A 24677-nucleotide genomic window follows, 5' to 3' on the forward strand; every position below is an offset into this window, starting at 1 on the left:
GATGGGGTTGTACGGCCAAATCATCGCCAATGCATCCTCAAGGTGGGTCATTTTTGATGGCCGTAGGTGGGTCATTTTAGTTGGCCATTAACACATGGGAAAATGGGCGGAGAGTGGCAGGTTCATGATTTTTGTTACAGGGTGAGGCGTGCGGGGTATTGCTGCGCGTACGTTCCCGCCGCCAAGGTTTGGGCGCCGTACGGCGGCCCGCCCGGGTCCCGCAAGACGCCTGAAACGATATTCGAAGGGGTCTTGGGGAGACTGCTCTGGGCCGAAACCCATTGTTCGTGGAAAGAATGGCTTGAAATTCTCATCCGAGAATTCAAGCGGGCCTTCAACGCGACGGTACCGAGGTTTTCATGGGGTTCCATGAGGGACGCTGACTGGTTGAAAAGAACGTGGTGGCAGGTGCTGACGTGGCGAAAAAATCTCGAGAGGAATCTTGGGGACCCGCAAAAGCAGGCGTTGCGACGGGCGTTGAAGGCCTATGCCCTCTGCCGATTCCCAAACGGAAAGACCTTGCAGCGACCTGCCTGACGCCGCCGTCAAGCTCGAGGTGAAGCTCCTTCGCACAAAGGATCCGTTCCATGAAACAGCCGGAAATCGCAGTGATTGTGCTCAACTGGAACGGCAAGGAAGACACCTTGGAGTGCCTCGATTCCTTATCCAGGGTGAACTATCCACGCTGTCGCCTCATCGTGGTGGACAACGCCTCGTCCGACGGCTCCGTTGAGGCGATACGACAGGCCTTCCCCGAGGTTGTGATCCTGCGAAACAGCCGAAATCTCGGCTACGCCGGCGGCAACAACGTGGGTATCCGGTATGCCCTAAAAATCGGCTGCGAATATCTGTGTATTCTGAATAACGATACGATCGTCACTCGCGTCTCGGAATGAGTGCATTACCCATTTTCCCCGACGGGTTTTTCTTTCGAGAGTAGTTGTGACCTTCGGCTCCGTGAACTGCTCGAAAGCGCTTAAAAGTTCTGTTCTAGAGGGGGCAAGGCACAGGCAACATACCGTTGCAATTTCCGAATCCTTCGAAGTCCTAAATTATTCTTATTCCTGTGTCCGCCCCTGATTCTGAATGTATAACATAGCATAGGTTCTCCTAGTCTCCTCACATCAATATGTAGCTGCCTTGCTGCTATTGATGTATATAAATTGTGCGTGTATGTCCTGATTATATTGATTTATCTAAAATATTCATCAAAATATATTTACTAATCTGAGGATGTATTCAAATGACGGGACCGAGAATAAGCGTTGTTGTTCCTGTTTGCAATGGGGAAAGATTTCTAGAGAGATCTATCCGATCTGTTTTATCGCAAACTTACAATGATTTTGAACTCCTCGCGTTGGATGATGGCTCGACTGACAAATCCTTGGAGATTTTATGCTCTTTTGACGATCCCCGCATTAAGATCATTAGAAATGATAAGAATTTAGGAATCTCCAGAACTAGGAATAGGGGGCTTTTTGAGGCTAAAGGTTTCTACATCGCGCCTATAGATCAGGATGACATGTGGGATGCCAGACGGTTGGAAAGGCAGTTTGAAATAATGGATTCAGATCCTCGTTATGTAATTGTGGGATCCTGGATTCATCTCATTGATTCGAAAGATACAGTATTTCATCCCTTGAAACCCCCTTCAAAACCGGATCATATCGGAAAGACTATAATTTATCGAAATCCATTTTGTCATTCAGCTGTTCTCTTTAAGAGGGAATATGCTCTGGCAGTTGGTGGCTATGATTCCAGGTATCCTTACGCTGAGGAGTATTGTCTATGGTTAAGGTTATTGCAATGCGGGATAGGTTTGAACGTCGAAGAATTCCTCACTTATTATAGAATCCATCCGCTGCAATTATCAGCAAAGAAGTTAAGGCTTCAACATAGATCAGCTAAATTATGTCGTTTGGCAATGGCTAAGCATTATCGAATTGAAGAAACCAAGTTATGCTATAATCTAATCCTTCCCAATATGTGGGCAAATTTGATTGGTGCACGAAACACCCTGGGAAATGAATATTTTGATTGGTATTACATTCTAACGAAAGCAGGTGAGAAAAAAGCAGCAAACAAGATGTTGTGTCGATCCTTAATGTGCAGTATTCTATCAAGAAAAGCTTTAAAGGCGCTGCGGGAACTTATTTGTAACTATATAAGATATTATGCAAGAAGATAATTTCGGAGAATAGTCAGCAGCGTTATGTGTAATTCTTGCTAATTATATCGTCAAGGCTGATTGCCCAGGAAAGCGCAAATGAGCTTCGCTGTGTCTGTTGTGTTCCCTATTTGTATGCTCCCTTTTGACATTGGCTCTGTCCTGGAGAGCCTTGAGTCCGCGCTAGCTCAGACGATTGATGTGACTGAATGCTTGCTAGTAGGCTCCCCGGAAGCGGCGGAGACCCTTTTGCGGCACTTTGGGGACGATCGGCTCCGGTTGGTCAAGTATGAGGGGGACAACAAATATGTGGCTATTGATGTCGGGTTAAAGAGCGCAGAGTCCCCCTACATAGCCGTCCAGGATCCAGAAAGTGTTTCATTGCCTCATCGTTTGGCAAGGCAAGTTAAAGCTGCCGCCATGAACCAGCATTTGGGCGTCTTGGGCGCTGGGGTTGGCTATTGGGAACGAGATGGTCGTGTTTATGCGTCGTCTTATTTTCCGAGCGGGGCGAATAAGGTGAAGGATTTTCTGTTCTTTGGCGTCCCTGTGGCCTGGGAATCTCTCTTGGTGCGCCGGGACGTTGTAGAAAAGGTACAGGGTTTGAGGGCAGCTCATGACGGATCTTGTATTTACGACTTCATCATAAGGGTATCCGAAGTTGCGCAAATTGATAACGTTCCAGAGGTTCTTGTTGTGCGGAAAAATAAAGGTGTGAAGACCGATGATCGGATTGAGTTAGAGCGTCTCCGCCAAAAATATGTTGAAAAGTTTACTCACAGCAGGGTGGATTATCAGCGCAAGATCTTTGAATTGTTGTGTGTGCGCCCGAGGGATAAGGTGCTGGGGGCATACTTTGTTCAAACGGGCGAGGCCTATCGAGAAAGAGGTGGGCTGAAAGATTTTTCGGACCGAGCAACAAACTTAAAACTAGAGTATGTTCATGGTAACGACAAATGGAGAGCGGCCCTCGAATTATCAGAATTCTATTATGACGAGGGCAAGAAAAGGCTGTCATTCATGTGCTTGGTGGACTCGTTGGCTAAAAATCCCGCACAGTCCCAAGGGTGGGAGATCCTGAAGAAGAGGGCCGGGGAATTTGAAAGGGCATTTTCACAAAGAGAGCCCCTCTCCTTTACTCAGCCTGTTTGCACGGTTTCCGTGATCATCAGGACCGTGGGGAATCGCCCGCGTGAGCTTGAGACGGCGATTAGGAGTGTTCTTAACCAAACCTTTCCTGATTTTGAGGTGATCGTCGTTGACGATAGCGGAAAGGAAGCCGCAAGGCCTGTTGTTGAATCGATTTCCAGTGATGCTGTGCGCTATCTTGCCAACAGTGAGAATCTCGGTCCCTCGCAGGCCTGGAACAGCGGACTGAAAGCGTGCCGTGGAAAGTACATCGGAGTTCTGGATGATGATGACATATACTACCCTTGGCATTTAGAGGTTTTGGTTAAGGCGCTCGAGGCAAACAAACAGGTGGGTTTGGTTTACGGGACGGTGCCGAGGGTCTACGGTACCCGGAGCAACGGGGAGTTTGTCGAATACTACAGGGTCCGTAAGCCGGAGGAAGAGTGGACTTATAGCTACGAGAAACTGAAACGATCCAATTTCATACCTGTAAACGCCATACTTTTCCGACGGAGTCTCGTTCAAAGATCTGGGCTTGTGAATTCCGAGCTTCCGTGCATGGAAGATTGGGAATTTTTCTTGCGCCTGGCCCGGGAATGCGAATTCTTGCATGTCCCAAAAGATGTGGCGGAATACAGGTGGAAGAATGACAATGCATCTTATAATAGGATTAATATGTTAGTCATGAGTCAACTTATAAATAAGTACTATAACGACATTGCAAGAGATGTGGCTTGGCTCAGTGTCTATCTGATATGCGGCGATAAAGATCGGGCGATGAAGTTTTGCGCTGATCTCAATACCAAATATGATAAAGAACTTATCAACAGGGGGGGGCTATTGAGGTCTCTATTCGATATTCTGATGTCTTCCACAATTCAATTAAGAAATGAATTTGTGGGCACTGTGATGTCTGAAAATATATTATCAGATCCCTTTAAATGTTTCAAAGAATTAGTTCAAAAAAGGAGAGCTCATCTATTACGCTTCGCACTTCTCCCCCTCCTCAAAAGAGTTCTCAGTTTTCATTCTCGGCCAACGTAAACTGACGGTTTCCTAACACATGTCAACGCCGTTGCGGGCCCTTTTGGATCCATCGGAAGCCCCAAAAAACTTCCCTGAGTTTTCGTTTTCCGTGGCAAACACGTATGTCCAGAGGAGGCTTCCTTTCGAGAGAGATTGGCGATACGGACAGACGTGAAAGGGGGATTCGGCTGACGACTAAAGCCCTCTATCATTGGAAAGACTGAGACCCGGGGCTGTGGGTGAATGTCGCGCGTGATTTGGGCCTGTATGTCAAGCGACACGAGGAACCGGTCCCCTAACGACACTTAGAAATGGTCCCCCTGGGTTAAGGATGTGTTAGGTTTTTTGGCTGTCCGGCGTGCTCCAGGCCGGGGCCCCTCAGCGCCGGTCAGAGTGGACCGGTCAGGAGGCCGCCGGGGGAATGATAACCGGCCGTCAATCAGCCGCGAAATGGATTTTGAGTGCCCCACCGTCGTTCTGCCGCCTTTCTATTCACTGATTCAGGGCCTTATTAAGCGATCGTGCGAATGGTGAATTCAGGGGAAAGGATCTGCTACCTCAGGTTTTCCACAGACTCCATGCTGGCTGAGCAGGGAAGGTTGGTTTACTGGGTTGTAAACACATTTGTTCAGGCTGGACTTAAATGCTTCGTTCAAATGGATTATGGAAATAGGGATATCCCGCGGCTCGCTGAAAAAGCGGTGCAGCTGCCTGAAGTAGAAATCGTTGACAAGGTGCCCAGGGAGAGCGAGGGAGCGCTATATGTTTTTGATATGCCTGATCCCAAGCTGGTCGGAAAGAAATGGTCCAAAAGTATCCAGCTGGGTTTCGATGTTTTTTCGGCATACCATTTCCAAAAACCGTTGATCTTGCCCTTCCCGATTCATCCTGTTCATTACGAGCACGGGACGACGGAAAGGATCGAAACTCTTCGATCGTCTGAGAAGGACATTCGAATTCTCTTTTCAGGGGATTTCCGCGGCTACGACAAGACGTGGGTGACTTATCCGCAGGCGAAGCTCCCAAGGGCTAGGATCGTTGGAATTATTCGGGAAAAGCTTCCTGGTCGGGTGTTTTTTGTGCACGAGCGATCCCAGCTGGATGCGCTCTTAATCAACGGTTGCGCAGGTAAATGTGTGCTGCTCGATACCAGCCGGCTTTGGATCGACGACAAAATCTGGCTGGAGGTCTTGGCCCGGGCCGATTTCTTTCTGGCACCGCCGGGGATCGTGATGCCCATGTGCCACAACATCGTGGAAGCCATGGCGGTGGGGACCGTGCCCATCACCAACTACCCCGAATGGTTCGACCCCGATCTCCGAGACGGCGTCGAGTGCCTGTGCTTCGGTGATGCCCGAAGCCTTATCAACGCGGTGGAATGCGCACTGGAAATGCCATCGGAGCGCACACGAGCCATGCGCCGCCATGCCATTCGGTATTATGAAGACCACCTTACCCCGGAGTCCTTTGTCCGCAAGGTGGAAAGGCACCCGTCGCGAACCCTCACCGTCTTGTTGCTCACCGAAAAATACGTGGCTCAAAACGCCCGACGCCTGGGCCCCCGCTCCGTGCTGATCCGAGGGGTAGACAGGGCGGGGCGCTGGGCCTGGGTCAGGGAGATGTTGCGATTCGGACGGCCGGATTGACAAGGCTCCGTTTATTGTATCGAAGGGTCCTGCCCGTCGCGGCTTCCTGGAGTTCCATTCCGAGGGCTCTCAAAATGGCATGCACAGGCGCGGTCTCCCATTCCATGGTGCCGGCCCTGACAATGGGGTCTTCGGAGCCGGTACCCAGGTGTTTTCCCAGACAGGCCACGACGGCCGTCGGAGCCGATTCCCCGAAGGATTGCAGGTTTCTACGGCCCTCGGTGGCGTCTTGTACGAACGCGCCTTTCCCGATTCTCCCGCAGATCAGGGTGTCCTTGTGGAAATCATAGACCGCCCCCATGAGGGGCTGACCGTCCTGAATCAGGGCAACGCTTATCCGTCCCGCTGGGGAGGCCTTTGCGCCGGGGAGAACGCGGATACCGGTGTCCACGTACCACAGGTGGTTCCAGCGTTTTCTCTGTTCCCATGCGGGCACGGGGGAAAGCGGGGAGACGATGGGGATGCTCGGATCAACGGATTCCAGCCGTCTGGAGATCAATCGGTGGAGATAACTGCAGACCAGGTCGGGACCAAGAGGGTTCAGAATCCTCACCGCCGAGGCAAGAAAGATTTTCGCCACGCGTGTGGGGTTCAGGGGGGCTCCCCGGAGTCGTCTCCAAGGCCAGGGGAGAGCCGGAGAAAGACTTTCTGCGGCTTCCTGCACGATGTCGGCTATGGCATCCATGGGCAGCCAGCTGATGCGGGTGACATTCGCCTTGGGAAACGGCTGGTCCGGAATGGATCGTCCGAGGAACGGACACAGCTTCTCCCACCCTTCGCCCCCAGTGATGTCCAGGATCAACAGATCTTCGGGACGGTCGCTGAAATATTCAAGCACCCGGTTCAGGTGGCGTTCATAACCGGAAGAAAACTTGTCTTCGTCGAACGTGACGCATCCATAGAGATCCATGAAAAGCCGCCGGTGGGCTTCACTCTGCTTTTCAGCGTGGGCTTGGGTGAATTGTTTGCGGCAGGATCTCAGCCAGGCGGTACGGTCACGAACCGTCAGGATGAACTTGGAGCCGGGATACCGTTCATCGAGTTGCCTGAAGAAACTGGGAATCGGCGTGTCGGTGACGGCATCGTGGGCATCGACTACGGTGATCAACTCGTCAGGCAGCGATCCCGGCGTGTAATGCCGAAGGCCCGGGTTGTCCTTCACTCGGTAGCCCAGAATGGCCAAAGCGTTGGCCAGGCTCGTGGTTCCCGTCTTGGAAAGACCGATTCCGAAAATCTTGGGCTGCTGGGTTTCCATGGTGCACTGGATCTCCGTGGCTAGGGGGGGCGGAAACGGGTTCTGTCTTTGAGTCGGTGGAAAGGAAATACCCTCAGAAACTTCGGGATGCAAGGTGCGAGTGGTTGATCCGCGGCAGCCGCCGCGTGCCGAGCACACTCGAAGCGAGACGGATTGGGTGTCGAAGATGAGAGCCAGAGTCATCGCCTTTTACCTTCCGCAGTTTCACCCCATACCGGAAAACGACCGTTGGTGGGGGAAGGGATTCACGGAATGGACCAACGTGGCCAAGGCCAAGCCTCTCTTTCCCGGTCACTACCAGCCGCGCATCCCCGCCGATCTGGGCTTCTACGATCTGCGGCTTCCCGAGGTCCGGGAGGCCCAGGCCGAGATGGCTCAACGGTATGGAATCGAGGCCTTCTGCTACTACCACTACTGGTTCGGAAACGGCCGAAGACTCCTGGAGCGGCCCTTCAACGAAGTGCTCACTTCCGGAGAACCCCGCTTTCCCTTCTGCCTATGCTGGGCCAACAAGACCTGGAGCGGGATCTGGAAGGGGGCTTCCGACAAGATCTTGATGGAGCAGACCTATCCGGGCATGGAAGATCATGCCGAGCACTTTCGATTCCTGCTCCGGGCCTTTGAGGACGATCGCTACGTGAAGGTGGACGGAAAGCCGCTTTTTATTGTGTATCACCCCGATGAATTGCCGGATGCCCGAAGAGTGACGGATTTCTGGCGGGAAAATGCCGTGAAGGCCGGCTTCAAGGGAATTTATCTCCTGGGCGTTCTGCATCTGAGCGGCAAGGATCTGCGGCCCCTGGGGTACGACGGGGCGGTCCTGCAACGGTTGGCGCCTTTTTACCGCAACGTGTACGGCGAGCCGTCCAACGGGGCCTGGGGACCGCTCAAGAAGATGCTCCATCGGGTACCCAAGGAACTCACCGTCTATTCCTACAAAGATCTCGTGCCCTTCTTCGTTCCGCGCTCGCAGCCGAAGTTCGACGCATACCCTTGCGTGATTCCCAACTGGGACAATACGCCTCGAAGCGGAGTGCGCGGTCTTGTCTTTCATGAATCGAACCCCGAGCTCTTTCGTCGAAACGTCCGGGATGCGCTCCGCTTTGTGGAAGACCGGGCAGACGACCAGCGTCTGGTCTTCCTCAAGTCCTGGAACGAGTGGGCGGAAGGAAACTACATGGAGCCGGATCTGCGCTACGGCCACGGATACCTGGAAGCCTTGCTAGATGAATTGCGGACCTTCCAACCAGGTGGAGGCGCCTCGTGAGTCTGGACGCCGTCACGGTGGCCATCTGCACCCACAACCGGTTGGACCTCCTTCGCCGCACCATCGCATCGATCCATGCGGCGCAACGGCCCGCCGGTTGCCGGGGGGAGATTCTTGTCGTGGCCAATGCGTGTTCCGACGGCACGGAGCAGTGGCTGACGGACATGGCGGTTAACGGTGCGGGTCCACATGGGTGGTCGTTTCGCCACGTCCGGGAACCCGCACTGGGAAAAGCGCACGCCCTGAACCGATTGCGCACCCTGGAGACGGCGGAGCTCATCGCCTTTGTGGATGACGATCACAGGGTGGATCCCGGGTACCTTCGAAGCCTCGTGGAGGCCGCCGAGCGCCATCCGGAATCCGGGCTCTTCTGCGGAAGAATCCTTCCCGACTGGGACGGGCGCGAGCCCGCCTGGGTTCACGATACGGGCCCGTACAGGCTCTATCCCCTGCCGGTGCCCCGTTTCGACTTGGGAGACGAAGAGCGACCGCTGGGCGTGGACGGGCCTTGTCCCGGCGGGGGAAACCTGGCCGTCCGCCGGGAGGTGCTCCGCCGCGTGGGTCCGTTTCGTTCGGACTTCGGGCCCGTGGGGCACAACCTGGGCGGTGCGGAAGATATCGAATGGGTGCGCCGGGCCCTGGCCCAAGGGGAACGGTTACAATACGTTCCCGGTATGGTTCAGTACCACTACGTGGATCCGGACCGGTTCCGGCTGGCGTATCTCATGAAAAAATCCTTCGAAAGATCCGCATCCGTGGTCCGATTGGAGAGATCCATGCCCTCGGATGGGACCGCACCTCCTCGTTTCATGTGGATCAAGGTCTTCGACCGACTCGTTCGGTTGGTGGTCTCGGCGGCGGATGCATCCAGGCGCCGCTTTTACGCCATGCGCCTGGCCGGCGCGCTGGGGGAGATTCACGGCTATCGATTGAGGCGCAGGGATGAAAGTTTGTCCGCAATCGGGAAGGGGAAAGAGTAGGCATCGGTGGATTTGTGTAGTTCTTTTGACAAACTGGCAAAACTGAAGGATCCCGAAATCCGGGCCAAAAATCTTCGGGCGCTCCATTTCGGCCTGCGGGGGATTGCCTGGTCCTTGTTGCGCCCGCCAATGCCGGATCCGGTCTTCATCGTGGGATGCTCGCGGGCTGGAACATCGGTGACTTACGAAACCGTTCGGCTGTCAAGCCGACTTCTTTCCTTCGGCTACGAACTTCCCACCTTCTGGAACGGATTGTGGGGACCTCACCACAACGGCTGGCATTCGGAGGGGGCCGAGGCGCACCATGCGGATCCCCGCCACCGCAACGCCGCTTTCCGATTCTTCTACGAAAGGCTGGGGCCGGGCTGGGTGCTGGATAAAACCTGCATCAACGTCCTGCGGATTCCCTACCTGCATCGGCTCTTTCCCAAGGCCTTCTTCATCTACATCCATCGCGACGGCCGCGATAACGTGAATTCGCTCATGGAAGGCTGGAAGCAGACGCCGCGCTTCGCGCTGCGTCAGTTCCTGGGCCCGCTCCCGGAACGGGTCCGGATCGACGGCGGCCGCTTCGACGACTGGTCCTTTTTCCTGCCGCCCGACTGGCGCCGGTTCAACGATGCGCCCCTGGAACGGGTGTGCGCCCACCAGTGGGTGAGCGCCAACCGGGCGGCCCTGGACGCCGAGAAGCTCGTGCCGGGGGACCGCTGGATCCGGATCCGCTATGAGGATTTCTTCGTGGATCCGGTGTCCGTCTTCCGGGGCGTTTTTGAAAGATTGGGGCTTCCTTTCGAAGATGTCGTCCGTCGGCGCTGCGAAGCCCTGCTGGAGCACCAGACCAGCCTGGTGAGCGGCCCACCGCGCCTGGAAAAGTGGAAGGTACAGAATCCTCAAGCCGTGGAACGGGTCCTGGACGTTCTGGCCCCCACGCTACGGGAGCTGGGTTATGCCTTCTAGTTTGCCGCTGGTCTCGGTGGTGATTCCCGCCTACAACGCGGCCTGGTGCGTGGAACGGGCGATACGGAGCGTCCTGGGCCAGGACTATCCTCGTCTGGAAATCATCGTGGTGGACGACGGCAGCACCGACGAGACGCCCCGCATCCTGGAAGGGTATGAGAACGAAGTTCGGGTGATCCGGAAAGAAAACGGCGGTCTCAGCAGTGCCCGGAACGCGGGGATTGCGGCGGCCCGGGGCGATTACGTGGCCTTCCTGGATGCCGACGATTTCTGGTTTCCACAGAAGCTCTCCCGCCAGATGAGCCTCATGACGGCGGATCCTCCCCTCGGTTTTACCTCCACGGCGGCGATCGTGGTGACCGAAGAGGGCACGCCTCTGAGCGTGTGGCGTTGTCCCCAAGAGGGATCCTGCCTGACCACCGTCATCTTTTCGCGGCTCTCGGCCGTGCCGGGAAGCGGGTCCGGGGTGGTGGTTCAAAGACGAATCTTCGACCGTGTGGGCCTTTTCGACGAGGGTCTCCGGAGCGTGGAAGACGTGGACATGTGGCTTCGCCTCTCCTCCGTCACCTCCTATGCCTGCCTCGACGAACCCCTCGTGGTGGTCGTCCGCCACGGTTCCGGGATGAGTCGCAACGGGAAAGTGATGCGGGAGGCCACTCTGGCCGTGCTTCACAAGAACCGGGGGCTGCTCCCCAGGCAACTGCGCGGCGGCTTCTGGAGGGCGTCCTGCGCGGCCGCCCTCTCCGACGCGGCCAAGTGGGAGTACCGCAGTGGCGAGAAGCTCCGAGCCCTGGCGCTGCTCATGCGGGGACTGTGCCTTTCCCCCTTGAAAAGAGGACGGTTGCTGGCCGGGCTGGCCGTGGCCATGGCTCGCGGCGAGGCGCTCTGAGGCGCGTCGTGCGTCCCAACATTTCGAAATAATAGGAATAAACCGTTGGATTCGACAGCGAGACGCATGAAAAAAGCCGAAACAAACTCCCCCCTGGTTTCTGTGATCATGCCTTGTTTCAACGCGGCGCCGTATCTCCGCGAGGCGCTGGAGAGCGTCCTTGGTCAGACCCACCGGAGCGTGGAGTTGATCGTGGTGGACGACGGCTCCACCGACGAAAGTCTGGAGATCCTCGCCCAGTATCCCCAAGTTCAGCTGCTGCGCCAGGATCACCGAGGTCCGTATCCTGCCAGAAACAAGGGGATCGGTCAGGCTCAAGGGGAATATGTGGCGTTTCTGGACGCCGACGACTACTGGGCCCCCACGTTTCTCGAAGAGATGGTGGCGACGCTGCAGCGCTCGGACGCGGCGCTGGCCTACTGCGGATGGCAGAACGTGGGGGCGGTGCGCACCAGCGCCGAACCCTACGTGCCGCCGGACTACGAAAAGGATGGAAAACTCCACGCCTTTCTCCGCTCGGCGTCTCCCTGGCCCATCCATGCGGCTCTGGTGAAAAAGGACGTCCTGGACACCGTCGGCGGATTCGACGAAAGTCTGCTCACCTGTATGGATTACGACCTGTGGCTTCGCATCGGCCTCTTTCATCCCATTGTCCGGGTGCCCAAGGTTCTGGCCTACTACAGGCATCACGGCGGCGGGCAGTTGACCGATCGTCAGGGAAGACAGGCCGTCAACGTGTGGGTGGTAAAAAAGAGATTCATCGAACGTCACCCGGAACTATTCGCTGACGTGCCCTCGGATCTTCTGGATTCTTACCTGAACGGGGCGCTCCTGGCGCGCGGCTACCGGTGTTACTGGCAAAGAGACCTGGCCGGCGCCCGGACGGTTTTCCGATTCGTCCTGAGGCATGGATCCTGGAGCCGGCGCGACCTCAAGTACCTTCTTCCCGCACTGCTGCCCTCCACGGTTTACGTGCGCCTGCTAAAGTTTCTCGACCTTCGACGTACCGGCCGCGCATCTGTGTGATTTACGCCCGGCCCCCAGAAAAAGGGACGACTCCATGATTCCTTCCAACCTGCTTTTCCGGTCTTCCTGGGTGCCGTGGCGCCTGGCCCGGCGGATGGAAGACTGGGCGGAGGGGCCCCTGCGTGCCCGTTTGCCCGCCTTGTACCGGGGCCTCCACTGCGGACGTCTCCGGAACCTGATCCAGCCGGTCACCTTCGGACCCATGCACCATTTCTTCGGCTACTACGACAAGTCGCCGTGGAATCGGTCGGGAGACAAGCTGCTGGCCCTCCGGGTGCCGTTCGCCGACCGCCCCCCCGATAAAAACGATGCGGCCGAAGTGGGCTGGATCCCTCCCGACGGGAACGGCCGGTTCATCCCCCTGGGAGAGACTCTGGCCTGGAACTGGCAACAGGGATGCATGCTCCGGTGGCACCCCAGCGATCCGGATACCCTTATTTGTCATAATCATCGGGAAGGGGGACGGTTCGTGGGGCTCGTCCGCAACCTGAAGGGGGCGGTGGAAGCCCGCTATGAAAGGCCCTTTTACGCCATCCGTCCGGACGGTTCGAGCGCGGTCAGCTTGAACTTCTCCCGCCTGCACAGGTTTCGGCCGGGTTACGGCTATCCGGGCGTGCCGGACCCGTGGGCCGGGGAATCGGTTCCGGAGCGGGACGGGCTGTGGTGGATGGACCTGCGCAGCGGTTCGTCGGAACTTTTTCTGTCCCTGAAGGAGATCGCCGCCGCGGAACCCCGCATGTACCCAACGGACGTGCCGCACTGGGTGAACCACGTGCAGTTCAGCCCCCGTGGGACACGCTTTGCCTTTTTGCACCGCTGGTACCATCCCGCCAAGGGTTGGGCCACCCGGCTCATGGCGGCGGAAGCCGACGGCACCCGTCTCCGGTCCGTCATTGCGACGGGGGTGGTCTCCCACTACGACTGGCAGGACGAGGAGCACCTTCTGGCATGGGCCCTGGGGCCGGAAGGACGACCCGCCTTTCACCTCTACAACGTGGAAACCGGGCGGTGCCGGGTCGTCGGGCGGGATTGCATGAAGGAAGACGGCCACTGCAGCTTTTCCCCGGACGGTCGATGGATCCTCAACGACACCTACCCGGACGGCTACGGCATGCGAACGCTCTATCTCTACGATCTGCAGCGGGGCCGACGGATCAACCTGGAAAGGTTCCACTCTCCTGCCCGATACAGGGGCGAGACCCGCTGCGATCTGCACCCGCGCTGGAACAGGGACGGGACCGCCGTCTGCATCGATTCGGCGCACACCGGGAGCCGCCAGATGTATGTAGTAAACCTCAAGCCGGTCTTGTGAGGTGACCATGGGACGGGAAAACGGGTCGAGAAAACTCTACGGAACCCTCTACCGGGTGCACGAGCGGCTCTTGGGACGCCCCACGTTCGCTTACCTGGAGGAACTGGAGCGGACCCAATGGGATTCCCGCGATCGGATCGAGGCCCTCCAAACGGAGAAACTCAGAGCGCTCCTTGCCCTCGCCCTTCGGCACTGTCCGTGGCATGCGGAAAGAATCCGGGGCGCCGGGCTGAACGAAAGGGCGGTGCAGTCCATGACCCTGGCCGATCTCAGCCGCCTTCCCACCATGGACAAGAAGGACGCCCGGGAAAACCGGGACCGCATCGCCTGGCTCGGGGTCCCCGGAGGCGCCTATCTTTACAACACGGGTGGATCCAGCGGCGAGCCCCTCATCTTCTACTTCGGAAGATGGCGCCAGGCGTCCGATACGGCCGGCCGATTTCGATCCCAGCGCTGGTGGGGCGTGGAACCGGGAGATCCCCAGGTGTGGCTGTGGGGCGCGGGCGTCAAGCCCAGCCGGACGGACAGGATCAAGCTTTTTCGGGATCGCCTGGTGAACCAGCTCTTTCTCAACGCCTTCGAGATGTCCCTTCCCAACGTGGACGCCTACATCGAGGCCATCCGGCGCTTCCGCCCGAAGAGCCTGTACGGTTACGCCAGCAGCCTGAGTCTGTTGGCGGCCCGGGCCCGGGAAAAGGGCGTGGACCTGCGCCTTCGGGAGCTCAGGGCGGTCTTCACCACGGGCGAGCCCCTCTATCCCCATCAGAGGGCCTTGCTTCAGGAGGTTTTCGGGGTGCCGGCGGCGAGCGAGTTCGGAAGCCGGGATGTGGGGTTTACGGCCCACGAAAGCCCGGCGGGACAGATGCTGCTCATGAGCGAAAGCATCATCCTGGAGGTCCTGGATGGAGACGGCCGCCCTGTGAAACCCGGGGAACTGGGCGAGGCCGTCATGACCGGCCTGTGCTCCCAGGCGCAACCCTTCATCCGCTATCGCACGGGGGACGTGGTCCGCCACACGGACGAAACGTGTCGGGAAGGCCGCGGGCTTCACGTGCTGGGCGAGGTCTCGGGCAGGACCACGGATTTCGTCACCCGACCGGACGGGACCATCATGCACGCCCTGGCCGTGATCTACGTGCTGAGGGCCACGCCGGGGGTCGCCCGGTTCAAATTCATCCAACACGCCGTGGACGATGTGGAGGTGCTGGTGGTGCCGGGTCCGGAATGGGACGAGGCGCGCCGGAGCCAGGTGGTGGAAGGCCTGAAAGCCCGCTTGGGAGAAGATGTGAAGGTGACGATCCGCCTGGTGGACGACATTCCGGCGGAGGCGTCGGGAAAGCACCGCTACGTGGTGAGCCATGTGCCCCTTCCGGGGGGGCTTCGTGAAGTCGTGAGTGGTGAGTGGTGAGTGGGGAGGCGGAAGTGCGCTGGAGAGTGCCGGGAAGGAACGGGGGTGAGCGTGCGGCTTCTTTATGAAGCATGGCGCCGGTACAAGCCGTGGCGTCCGGAGCACCTTCGGCTCGTGGGCCGTGACCTCCTTCCGACGTCCAACGGGGCCGGAAGGGACGACCGGGCGCATCTTGATGCGGTGCTGGGCTGGATCCGCCGGGCACAGGATGTGCGCCGAGGCATGCCGGACGAGGGCGGTGTGTCCGCGGGCTGGAGTTTCGAAGACGGCTGGCTTCCCAGCTATCCGGAAACCAGCGGATATCTGGTGGAGACCCTTCTGGCGGCCGCGTCCGTCCTCGGGCAGATGGAATGGAAAGAGCGGGCCGAGCGCATTCTGGACTGGGAGCTTTCGCTGCAGCACCAGGACGGGGCTTTTCCCGGCCATTTCGGCGAACCGGGGAGCCGTCCGGTCATCTTCAATACGGGTCAGATCGTCCACGGCCTTCTGGCGGGATACGTGCATCTGGGCCGGACGGAATGCCTGGAGGCGGCCGTGCGGGCCTGCCGGTGGATGGTGAGCCGCCAGGATCCGGACGGATGCTGGCGCCGGAGCGTCCACAACGGCGTGCCCCATACCTACAACACCCGCTCCGCATGGGCCCTGGCCAGGACGGGGCGGATCTCCGGCGAAAAGGCCCTGGTGGAGGCGGCCGAAAGGAACCTGGACTGGGCCTTGGGCCGACAGAATCCCGCGGGCTGGTTTCACGACAACGCCTTCGTGGCCGACCGGCCGCCGTTCACCCACACCATCGCCTACGCCGTGCGGGGTTTCCAGGAGTCGGGCCTGATCCTTTCCAGGGACCGCTATGTGGCGGCCGCCCTGCGGACGTCCAGGGCTCTCGTGCGGCTTCAGCGAAAGGACGGGTCCCTGGCCGGAGCCTATGATGAAGGATGGCGGCCCCGGGGCCGCTACGTATGCCTCACGGGAGTGGCCCAGGTTGCGATCATCTGGAAGCGATGGGTGCAGGTGGGGATGGACGAGGACGGGCGCTTCGAGGCGGCCTTCGAAAGGGCCGTGAACTATCTCAAGTCCCGGCATCGCATCACGGGGACCGGCGGGCCCGACGACGGCGCCGTGGCCGGTTCCCACCCCATCTGGGGAGCCTACTCCCGGTTCGAATTTCCCAACTGGGCCGCCAAGTTCTTCGCCGACGCCCTGTTGATGAAAAGCTCCGATCTCCCCATTCCATCCGACACAAGACCCCCAAAGGAAGGACTCCCATGTCCGATCTCCGCATCATGATCCTGTGCGGACGCTCGCCCCGGCATCTCTATGTGGCCAACCGGCTCTGCCGGGCCGCGAAACCCTTGGCCGTGGTCCAGGAAACGGGAAGCGAACTCAAAGCGGAAAAGTTTCGCAAGTGGGCCGAGAATCCGCGTCTTCTTTGGCGCAAGGGGTGGCGTTGGATTCGGGACCGGCGCCGCTACCGGGGCGGCAGGGAGGCGGCCTTCTTCTTCCCGGACGGTCGCCCCCGGCTGGAACGGCCCGATTTGCTCCATGAAGTGCCCCACATCAACCATCCCCGCGTACTGGATCTGGTGGACAAGCTGGATCCGGACCTGATCGCGGTCTTCGGCACCTCCCTCATCCGGGGGGAGCTCTTGGGCAAGGGGCGCCTGGGCATGGTGAACCTCCACGGGGGACTCAGCCCCCACTACCGCGGGGCGGACGGCACCTTCTGGGCCCTCTACAACGAAGAACCTCACAGGGTGGGCTGCACCATCCACTACATCGATCGGGGGATCGACACGGGCCGGCTTGTCGCCCACGTGTGTCCCGAAGTCCGGGACGGCGACGACGAGCTCACCCTTTTCTGGCGGGGCGTAAGGGACAGCGCGGAGGTCTACGCGGAGCTCACGGACCGCCTGGAGCGGGGGGAAAGGCTCGGGGCGGCTCAAAGGGAGCGAGGGCGCCTCTACCAGGTGAAGGACCGCCTGTGGCGGCACGAAAGGGAGCTGGAGCGGAAAATGAGGCGCGGGCTTTTGCGGGGCGTGCGGCTGCCCCGCCGGGTGACCTGGTTTCCCGCCGACGGCGATCCCGTGACGGTGACCGGCCCATGAGCCGCTTTCTGGTGCTCATGTATCACATGGTTAGCGAGCCGAAGGAGCGGCGGGACGCCCGGTTCGCCTGTCCGCCGGCGCTCTTTGAAAGGCACATGGCCTACCTGGTTCGCCGCGGCTTTCGGGTTGTGAGCCTCGAAGAGATCCACAGCGCGCTCACCGGAGGCCTTTCCCTGCCGGACCGGTCGGTGGCCGTCACCTTCGACGACGGCTATGCGGACAACTACGAAAACGCCTGGCCCGTCCTGGAACGCTACGGGATTCCGGCCACCGTCTTCCTGGTGACCGACGCCGTGGGTCGAACCAACCACTGGATGGAAGGACGCGGGTTTTCCCGGCGGCGGATGCTTTCCTGGGCCCAGGTCCGGGAAATGAGCGACCGGGGGGTGTCCTTCGGCTCCCACACGGCCTCCCATCCCAGGCTGACCGAGCTTTCCCCGGTGCAGGTGGAAGACGAGCTCGTTTCCAGCCGGCGCGTCCTGGAAGACGGACTGGGAAAGCCCGTGCTCTCCTTCGCCTACCCCTACGGCCTGGTGACCGACGCGGTGAGGGAAGCGGTGGAGCGCGCGGGCTACGGCCTGGGGTGTTCCACCCGGTCCGGATTCAATCGAAGGGAGACGGACCGGTTCCTGCTCCGTCGAATCGAGGTCTACGGCACCGACCGGGTATGGCGGCTGGCTCAGAAGCTCACTTTCGCCATGAACGACGCTTCTCCATTCTATCCCCTCAAGTACTATTGGAATCGGGCCCTGGCCCGATGGATCGGAAAAGGGAGCTGATGGACCTGTCCGTCGTCATCTGCACGTACAACCGAAGCTACAACCTTCCCCGGTGCCTGCAAGGGCTGGCCGGGCAAAGGGATGCGGACGACCTGCACTGGGAAGTGGTTCTGGTGGACAACAACTCCACCGACGACACGGCCCGGGTGGCCTCCCGCCTGGCCGACACCCTGCCCCTTCGAATGCGATACGCCTTCGAGGGAGAGCAGGGCCTGAGCGCGGCGAGAAACCGCGGGGTCCGGGAGGCCCGCGGCCGGTATCTCCTCTTCATCGACGACGACATCCGGGTGACTCCCCGCTGGCTCCGATCGGCCTGGGACGCCTTCCAGGCTTCGGAGGCGGATGCGGTGGGGGGGCGCATCCACCTGGATCCGGGCGTCCCCCTGCCGGAATGGATCGACGGGGAGCTTCGGGGGTTTCTCGGCTACCAGGATTACGGCGAGAGTGGCTTTTTCCTGGACGGGGTGAAGCGCTACCCGTTCGGGGGTAACATGGGGGTCACGCGGGAGGCCTTTCGTCGCGTGGGAGGATTCGACACGTCCTACGGCCGCAAGGGGGAGGGCAGGAAGGCCGGGGAACTCTTCAAGGGGATGGAGACCCATTTTTTCAGGAGGCTTTCCGGCCTGGGGGGAAAGATCTTCTATGAGCCCGCCCTGGTCGTTTACCACAAGGTGGAGCCTCACCAGTTGCGGCGATCTTACTTCCGAAGGATTCACTTCAACGCGGGATACCAGAAGGGATTCCTGGACGGGCTCCCCGCCGGAAGGAAGATGGCCGGTGTTCCGCTCTACCTGCTGCCCCAGACCCTTCGGGCCTTGGGCCTGTGGGCGGAAGCGGCGCTCCGGTGTGAGCCGCCCCAAACACTTCGCCGGGAGATGATCCTGGGCCACTTCCTGGGCCAGATCGCGGGCAGCACCGCGCGGCACCGAAGAGACAAGAGAGGGCGGGTCGTATGAGAGACCTCTTTGTGAGCGCCGTCATTTTCGGGCTCATCCCCTTCATCCTGGTGAATCCCGTGGTGGGGGTGCTCACCTGGTGCTGGCTGGGCTTCATGAACCCCCACAAGCTCTGCTGGGGCTTCGCCCAAACGTTTCCGTTCGCCCAGACGGTGGCCATCGCCACGCTCGTCTCCCTCATGGCCTGGAAGGAGCCCAAGCGGATCCCCTGGACCCGGGAGACCAAAACGCTCCTGGTCTTCACCCTGTGGATGTTCGTGACCACCTTTTTCGCCCTGAACCCCGAAGGGGCCTGGGAGCAGTGGAACAAGGTGTGGAAGATCATGCTCATGACCTACGTGACCATGATGGTCATGAACACCCCCAAGCGGATCCACATGCTCCTGTGGGTGACCGCCCTCTCCCTGGGATTCTACGGCGTCAAGGGCGGCATCTTCACCCTGGTCACGGGAGGGCAATTCATAGTTCTCGGTCCCGAGAAGACCTTCATCGGCGTCCGGGGAGGCATCGCTCTGGCCCTCAACATGACCATCCCCCTCATGCGCTACCTTCAGCTCACCACGCCCCAAAAGTGGATTCGGGTGGGGCTGGGAGCCGCCATGGCCCTCACGGGACTGGCCGTCATCGGCACGCACTCCCGGGGCGGGTTTCTCGGAGCCCTTGCCATGAGCTTCTTTCTCATCATGAAGACCCGGAGAAAATTTTTCTACACCCTTCTTCTGGCCGCGACCGCCTACGGCATCCTCTCCTTCATGCCTTCCTTCTGGGCCGAGCGGATGCACACCATCGAAACCTACGAAGAGGATGGCTCCGCCATGGGACGCATCAATGCCTGGTTGTTTGCCTTCAACCTGGCCAAGGACCGGCCCATCGGGGGAGGATTCGAGTGTTTTCGAGGTTGGCTGTTCGATCGCTATGCGCCCAATCCCAACGATGTGCACGACGCCCACAGCATCTTTTTCGAGGTGCTCGGAGAACACGGCTTCATCGGCCTGGGCCTCTATCTGGCCTTGATCCTCATGACGTGGCGGTCGGCCGGCTGGATAAGGAAAAACGCCGGAGGGGATTCCCGGACCCAGTGGCTTGCCGATGCCGCATCCATGATTCAGGTGAGCCTTGTGGGGTACATGGTGGGAGGGTCTTTTCTGGGACTGGCCTACTTCGATCTCTTCTATCACCTGGTGGGAATCATCGTCTTGTGCCGAGTGCTCCTGGAAAGGCACAAGGCGGGAGAAGACATGGCCATCCAGGACTACAGGTTCTTTTAGGATGGGAGAAGGAAGAGATCGACCTTTTTCCGAGGTGGTGCGACGACTTCGGGCGGTCCTGGCCGAGCCGGTCCTTTCGAGCACGGTGCTGATCGTCGAAAGTGATGACTGGGGCCCGGGCCCCCCCGGCCATGCCCGTGTGCTCGACGATCTCGTGACTCTCCTGAAAGCTCACCGGGACCACCGGGGACGCCGCCCCGTCATGACCCTGGGACTCGTGCTGCGAACGCCGGTTCTGAGTCGAGCCGATCCTGAATGCTTTCCCAGGATATCCTGGGCCGGTCTTAATCATGAACGTTGTGCGCCTTTGCTGCAGGTCGTGCGAAGGGGCGCGGGGGAGGGGATCTTTTCGGTGCAGCTTCATGGACAGGCGCACGGATGGGAGCCTGATGTGGAGCACTACCTCAAGGGGTGCGGTCGAGCTGCCGCAAAGCTCTTCAGGGATGGATTCCTTTGTTCGGAGCTCCTTCCTTCCAGGATCCAGAGTCGATGGCTGCCCAATGGACAGCGTGACGATCGAGCTGCCCGCCGGCAAAGCTTCGCCGGGGCGGCCTACCGGGAAGCCTTGAGTTTCTCCCGCGAGCTGGAGCGGCTTCCTATCGTGGCCGTGCCGCCCACCTTTATCTGGAACGATGCGGTGGAGGAGGGGTGGGCCCGAGGGGGGGTGCGGGTGGTGGTGACGCCCGGAAGGCGATACGGAGGTCGTGATGCCGCCGATCGCCCGGTGCCGGAGGGCCCGGGCCTGATCCATAACGGCCTTCGGAACCGCTTCGGTCAGATCTACGTGGTTCGAAACACCTACTTCGAGCCCTCCTTGGGGCACAAGGCCGAAAAGGTGCTGGAAGCCCTGCAAAGAGATCGCCTGGCGGGGCGCCCCACGTTGGTGGAGACCCATCGGTGGAATTTCGTTCGGGACGACGAAACCTGCAGGAGGACCTTCCGGGAGCTGGACCGCCTCTACCATCTTGCTCTCAACAGATACGGCGATGTGGTCTTCTTGACCACGGCGGAATTGGCCCATGCACTGACTTCACCTCATTCGTCCTTCAGGGAACGGAGACTCCTGCCGAGGCTCAGGGCCATCCTTCGGCGGATCTGGCAGGATCGAATCCTGAGGGCCTGGGCGTGCCTGACCGGGCTGGTGGTCCCCGGTTTTCTCCTGCTCAAGGCGCTGGAAAGAATCTTGGATCGTTACGAGAAAAGGGCCGCATGAGCACATTCCACGGACGATGTGGAGGGCAGCCTCTCCGAACCGCCTTGGTTTTGGCCGGAGGACTGGGCACTCGGCTGCGGCCGGTGGTGTCGGACCGGCCCAAGCCCCTGGCGCAGGTGGGCGGTGAGCCCTTTCTCGGGCGGCTGCTCCGTCGGCTGAAGGCCCAGGGGTTGGAGCGGGTCGTGCTGTGCGTGGGGCATCTGTGGGAGCGGATCGCGGATTATGTGGGGGACGGCGCCCCGTGGGGGCTGGACGTGGTCCTTTCGGTGGAGCGAACGCCTCTGGGAACGGCCGGCGCCTTGAAAAATGCCGAAAGGCACGTGGAGGGGCCGTTTTTCGTCCTGAACGGAGACACCTTCCTCGACGTCTCCCTGGCCGCCATGGCCCGCTTCCATGAAGAGAACGGGTGGCTGGCCACCATGGCGGTGACCCGGGTGGAAGACGCCGGCCGGTTCGGCCTGGTGGAAAAGGACTTCCGGGGAAGGCTCCTTTCCTTCAACGAAAAAAAGGGAATCCCGGGAGCGCCGGGATGGGTGAACGGAGGGGTTTACCTCTTCGAAAGGCGCGTTCTGGGCCTCATCCCGGCTGGGCGGCCCGTATCCCTGGAACAGGAGGTCTTTCCGGGTCTCATCGAGCGCGGTGAGGCCGTCGGTTGCTTCGCCGCCCCGGGTTATTTCATCGATATCGGCACGCCGGAAAGCTTCTTCAAATCCCAGAAAGAACGGGAGTATCTGCCATGATCTTTCGAAGCAAGGCTCCGCTTCGCATCAGTTTCGCCGGCGGCGGCACGGACGTTCCTCCCTATCCCGAGGAAAGGGGAGGGGCGGTTCTGAGCGCCACCATCGACAAGTACGCCTACGCGTCCCTTGTCCCCGGCGGCGACGGGCACATCGAGGTGCAGTCCTTGGACTACGACATCGTGGCCAAGTACCACACCGACGACCGGTTGCCCTACGACGGGGAGCTGGACCTGGTGAAGGCCGTCATCCGGAACCTGGGGGCCCCCACCGGCTTTCGGCTCTTCATGCACACGGACGCTCCGCCCGGCTCCGGCCTGGGAACATCCTCCACCGTGGTGGTGAACCTCATCGGACTCTTTCAAAGGTGGCTCCGGAAGCCCCTGGTTCCCTACGAGATCGCCCAGCTGGCCTACCAGATCGAGCGGATCGAGCTGGGCATCAAGGGCGGCATGCAGGACCAGTACGCGGCCACCTTCGGCGGATTCAATTTCATTGAGTTTCACGGCGATGCGGTGGTGGTGAACCCCCTGAGAATTCCTCAGGACCTGGTGAATGAGCTGGAGTACCGCCTGCTGCTCTGCTACACGGGTAAGACCCGGCTTTCCGCCAACATCCTGGATCGGCAGATCTCCAGCTACCAGCAGAAAAAAGAGGACGTGGTGGCGGCCCTGGACGCCACCAAGGAACTGGCCTTCGAGCTCAAGCGGGCGCTCCTGACCGGAAAGCTGGACGATTTCGGCGATCTCCTGCACCAGGGCTGGGAGATGAAAAAGCGCTTCGACACCGCCATCACCAATCCCCAGATCGACGCCATGTACGAAGAGGCGAGAAAGATGGGAGCCCTGGGAGGCAAGATCCTGGGAGCGGGCGGCGGAGGCTACCTGCTGCTCTACTGCCCCTTCGACCGCAAGCACCTGATCGCCGAGCGCCTGGAGCAGTTGGACGGCCAGGTGGTGGAGTTTCGATTTGATAATCATGGGATACAAAGTTGGGAAATATAAAATATATGTGGTCTGAATGGATATCGTGAAATATACAAATATAGCCCTATGTATTCCATGGCTTCTGCTAGTATGGTAAAGTATATAAAAAATGCACGAGGCGTCGCAAAAGTTGTTGGCGGGCGAAGTAGACAACGAGTCATGAATGATGGTTGAGTTGCTTTAACGATATTGTCTGGAGGAATGCATGCTATTTCAACTAAAGAAGAAAATCAAGCATATGTCCTTTGATCTTTATTGCCGGGGAATCCTAGAGACGCCTCCGCTGAAGACTGTAAAAGGCGGGCCCTATATTCTCAGTCTTGTCTGTCATACGGACCTCATAATGTATCTTGTGGCAATCAAGTCGCTCTATTCCTCTCTTAAAATGGGGGAGGTGGTTGTCATAGATGATGGGACTTTGACTCATAAGGATAAGAATATTCTCTCTGAACACGTGTCACCGAGTATGATATTGCACGTGGATTCCGTATACTCCGACGAGACGCCCGATGATGTTAGCTGGAAGCGACTATTACATGTTGTTGAGCTCGTGCAGAATAATTATGTGATTCAAGTGGATTCCGACACGGTGACCTTGGGACCGGTTTCGGAAGTCGTTCGGGCTGTTGCCGAGAATCGGAGCTTCACTCTTGGAACGTGGAAAGGGCAAAAAATAGAGAGGATGAAAGTAACTGTTGATCGTGTGAAAGAGATAGAGGGAAATCATGTGCAAGTGGTTGCGGAGAAGAATTTCGAAAAGTTGAAACGTTATGAGGAACTGAATTACGTGCGTGGATGCGCAGCGTTTGCTGGGTTTGGTTCCAAATCATTCAGCCTCGAAGAGGTTGAGTCTTTTTCCGGAGAAATGAAGAGGGTCATCGGAGAAAAGTGGCGAGACTGGGGAAGCGAACAGGTGACAACCAACTATCTGGTTGCCAATGTCAAAGATGGTTTTGTTTTGCCATTTCCCAAATATTCCGGCTACCGCCCCGACGCCAATTACGACAGTGTTTTTCTCCATTTTGTGGGATCTCAACGTTTCAAGGACGGTGCATACGTGCGCTGTGCGAGAAAGGTGATTGAAGGCCTTAAATGCTCTCCCTGATACCCGCAAATGAATTCCTGGTCCAAGTCAAGAACACAATTTAAATGTATCACGATATCCGCCTGACGGCTTCCACGTATGAGAGAGGGAGCCATTTGTCGCAAAAACAAAATGTTAATGGCCAACTAAAATGACCCACCTACGGCCATCAAAAATGACCCACCTTGAGGATGCATTGGCGATGATTTGGCCGTACAACCCCATCTCTGAAAAATCAAAAAGGAGGTGGGAGGCAGACTTTGAAGGAGTGGGTCGTGATTCATAAGATCAAGGCGCTTTACGATGAAGGCAACGGGCTGAAGATTCGGGCCATCGCACGCCAGCTGGGCCTATCCCGCAACACGGTCAGGAAATATCTGCGCATGGATGAGGCGGCCATTGAGGTGAAGCAAAGCCACCGGGAACGGCGCAAGCAGCTGGACGCCTATCGAGATTATATTGTGACCTTGCTTCGGCAGTTTCCAAAT

22 protein-coding genes are annotated in these 24677 nt (G+C 58.8%); 21 read left to right on the forward strand and 1 reads right to left on the reverse strand.

Annotated elements, in window-relative coordinates:
• Positions 1-587: 587 nt before the first annotated feature.
• The 4 genes from BUB04_RS17020 (at position 588) to BUB04_RS17035 (ending at position 5970) form a co-directional block, all read left to right on the forward strand.
• A complete protein-coding gene (locus BUB04_RS17020) occupies positions 588-896 on the forward strand; it encodes a glycosyltransferase (protein ID WP_073041714.1) in 309 nt (102 codons plus the stop codon).
• 347 nt (positions 897-1243) lie between these two features.
• Positions 1244-2188, forward strand: coding sequence for a glycosyltransferase family 2 protein (locus tag BUB04_RS17025; protein WP_073041716.1), 945 nt, complete (start codon positions 1244-1246; stop codon positions 2186-2188).
• A gap of 78 nt (positions 2189-2266) precedes the next feature.
• Positions 2267-4342: a glycosyltransferase family 2 protein gene (locus BUB04_RS17030; protein ID WP_073041719.1), complete on the forward strand. Its 2076-nt coding sequence runs from the start codon at positions 2267-2269 to the stop codon at positions 4340-4342.
• A gap of 560 nt (positions 4343-4902) precedes the next feature.
• On the forward strand, positions 4903-5970 hold the full coding sequence (locus BUB04_RS17035; protein WP_178372031.1) for a glycosyltransferase: 1068 nt from the start codon (positions 4903-4905) through the stop codon (positions 5968-5970).
• Here the strand turns inward: BUB04_RS17035 and BUB04_RS17040 are convergent.
• A complete protein-coding gene (locus BUB04_RS17040) occupies positions 5936-7225 on the reverse strand; it encodes a sulfotransferase (RefSeq protein WP_073041723.1) in 1290 nt (429 codons plus the stop codon). The genes BUB04_RS17035 and BUB04_RS17040 overlap by 35 nt on opposite strands.
• A 166-nt stretch (positions 7226-7391) precedes the next feature.
• On the opposite strand from BUB04_RS17040, the gene BUB04_RS17045 reads away from it, so the two are divergent.
• The 17 genes from BUB04_RS17045 to BUB04_RS17125 form a co-directional block, all read left to right on the forward strand.
• Positions 7392-8492: a glycosyltransferase WbsX family protein gene (locus tag BUB04_RS17045; protein WP_073041725.1), complete on the forward strand. Its 1101-nt coding sequence runs from the start codon at positions 7392-7394 to the stop codon at positions 8490-8492.
• A complete protein-coding gene (locus BUB04_RS17050; protein WP_218588511.1) occupies positions 8489-9472 on the forward strand; it encodes a glycosyltransferase family 2 protein in 984 nt (327 codons plus the stop codon). The genes BUB04_RS17045 and BUB04_RS17050 overlap by 4 nt, the downstream gene beginning before the upstream one ends.
• A 6-nt stretch (positions 9473-9478) precedes the next feature.
• Positions 9479-10429 (forward strand): sulfotransferase family protein, encoded by a 951-nt coding sequence (locus BUB04_RS17055; RefSeq protein ID WP_435051100.1) that lies wholly within the window; start codon positions 9479-9481, stop codon positions 10427-10429.
• A complete protein-coding gene (locus BUB04_RS17060) occupies positions 10419-11318 on the forward strand; it encodes a glycosyltransferase family 2 protein (RefSeq protein ID WP_073041727.1) in 900 nt (299 codons plus the stop codon). The genes BUB04_RS17055 and BUB04_RS17060 overlap by 11 nt, the downstream gene beginning before the upstream one ends.
• Positions 11319-11384: 66 nt before the next feature.
• Positions 11385-12344, forward strand: a complete 960-nt coding sequence (locus BUB04_RS17065) for a glycosyltransferase (RefSeq protein ID WP_084076608.1) — start codon at positions 11385-11387, stop codon at positions 12342-12344.
• 34 nt (positions 12345-12378) lie between these two features.
• Complete coding sequence (locus tag BUB04_RS17070; RefSeq protein ID WP_073041729.1) at positions 12379-13656, forward strand: hypothetical protein; 1278 nt, start codon at positions 12379-12381, stop codon at positions 13654-13656.
• A 7-nt stretch (positions 13657-13663) separates the two neighbouring features.
• A complete protein-coding gene (locus BUB04_RS17075; protein WP_073041731.1) occupies positions 13664-15064 on the forward strand; it encodes a phenylacetate--CoA ligase family protein in 1401 nt (466 codons plus the stop codon).
• Positions 15065-15109: 45 nt separating this feature from the next.
• Positions 15110-16348, forward strand: a complete 1239-nt coding sequence (locus BUB04_RS17080) for a prenyltransferase/squalene oxidase repeat-containing protein (RefSeq protein ID WP_073041733.1) — start codon at positions 15110-15112, stop codon at positions 16346-16348.
• Positions 16327-17166, forward strand: a complete 840-nt coding sequence (locus tag BUB04_RS17085) for a formyl transferase (RefSeq protein WP_073041735.1) — start codon at positions 16327-16329, stop codon at positions 17164-17166. Before BUB04_RS17080 ends, BUB04_RS17085 begins: the two co-directional genes overlap by 22 nt.
• Positions 17163-17945 (forward strand): polysaccharide deacetylase family protein, encoded by a 783-nt coding sequence (locus BUB04_RS17090; protein ID WP_073041737.1) that lies wholly within the window; start codon positions 17163-17165, stop codon positions 17943-17945. Before BUB04_RS17085 ends, BUB04_RS17090 begins: the two co-directional genes overlap by 4 nt.
• A complete protein-coding gene (locus BUB04_RS17095; protein WP_178372032.1) occupies positions 17924-18901 on the forward strand; it encodes a glycosyltransferase in 978 nt (325 codons plus the stop codon). Before BUB04_RS17090 ends, BUB04_RS17095 begins: the two co-directional genes overlap by 22 nt.
• Entirely contained in the window at positions 18898-20169 is a 1272-nt protein-coding gene (locus BUB04_RS17100) for a putative O-glycosylation ligase, exosortase A system-associated (RefSeq protein WP_073041742.1), read from the forward strand. Before BUB04_RS17095 ends, BUB04_RS17100 begins: the two co-directional genes overlap by 4 nt.
• Position 20170: 1 nt before the next feature.
• The gene (locus BUB04_RS17105; RefSeq protein WP_073041744.1) at positions 20171-21382 is read left to right on the forward strand and encodes a hypothetical protein; all 1212 of its coding nucleotides are present in this window, start codon (positions 20171-20173) and stop codon (positions 21380-21382) included.
• Positions 21379-22122, forward strand: coding sequence for a nucleotidyltransferase family protein (locus BUB04_RS17110; RefSeq protein ID WP_073041746.1), 744 nt, complete (start codon positions 21379-21381; stop codon positions 22120-22122). The genes BUB04_RS17105 and BUB04_RS17110 overlap by 4 nt, the downstream gene beginning before the upstream one ends.
• Positions 22119-23123, forward strand: a complete 1005-nt coding sequence (locus tag BUB04_RS17115) for a GHMP family kinase ATP-binding protein (RefSeq protein ID WP_073041748.1) — start codon at positions 22119-22121, stop codon at positions 23121-23123. Before BUB04_RS17110 ends, BUB04_RS17115 begins: the two co-directional genes overlap by 4 nt.
• A 187-nt stretch (positions 23124-23310) precedes the next feature.
• Entirely contained in the window at positions 23311-24210 is a 900-nt protein-coding gene (locus BUB04_RS17120) for a hypothetical protein (protein WP_073041750.1), read from the forward strand.
• A gap of 254 nt (positions 24211-24464) precedes the next feature.
• A partial coding sequence (locus BUB04_RS17125) for a helix-turn-helix domain-containing protein (protein WP_143156541.1) occupies positions 24465-24677 on the forward strand: 213 nt, incomplete at its 3' end.

It is taken from the genome of Desulfacinum infernum DSM 9756 (assembly GCF_900129305.1).
Classification (GTDB): Bacteria; Desulfobacterota; Syntrophobacteria; order Syntrophobacterales; family DSM-9756; genus Desulfacinum; species Desulfacinum infernum.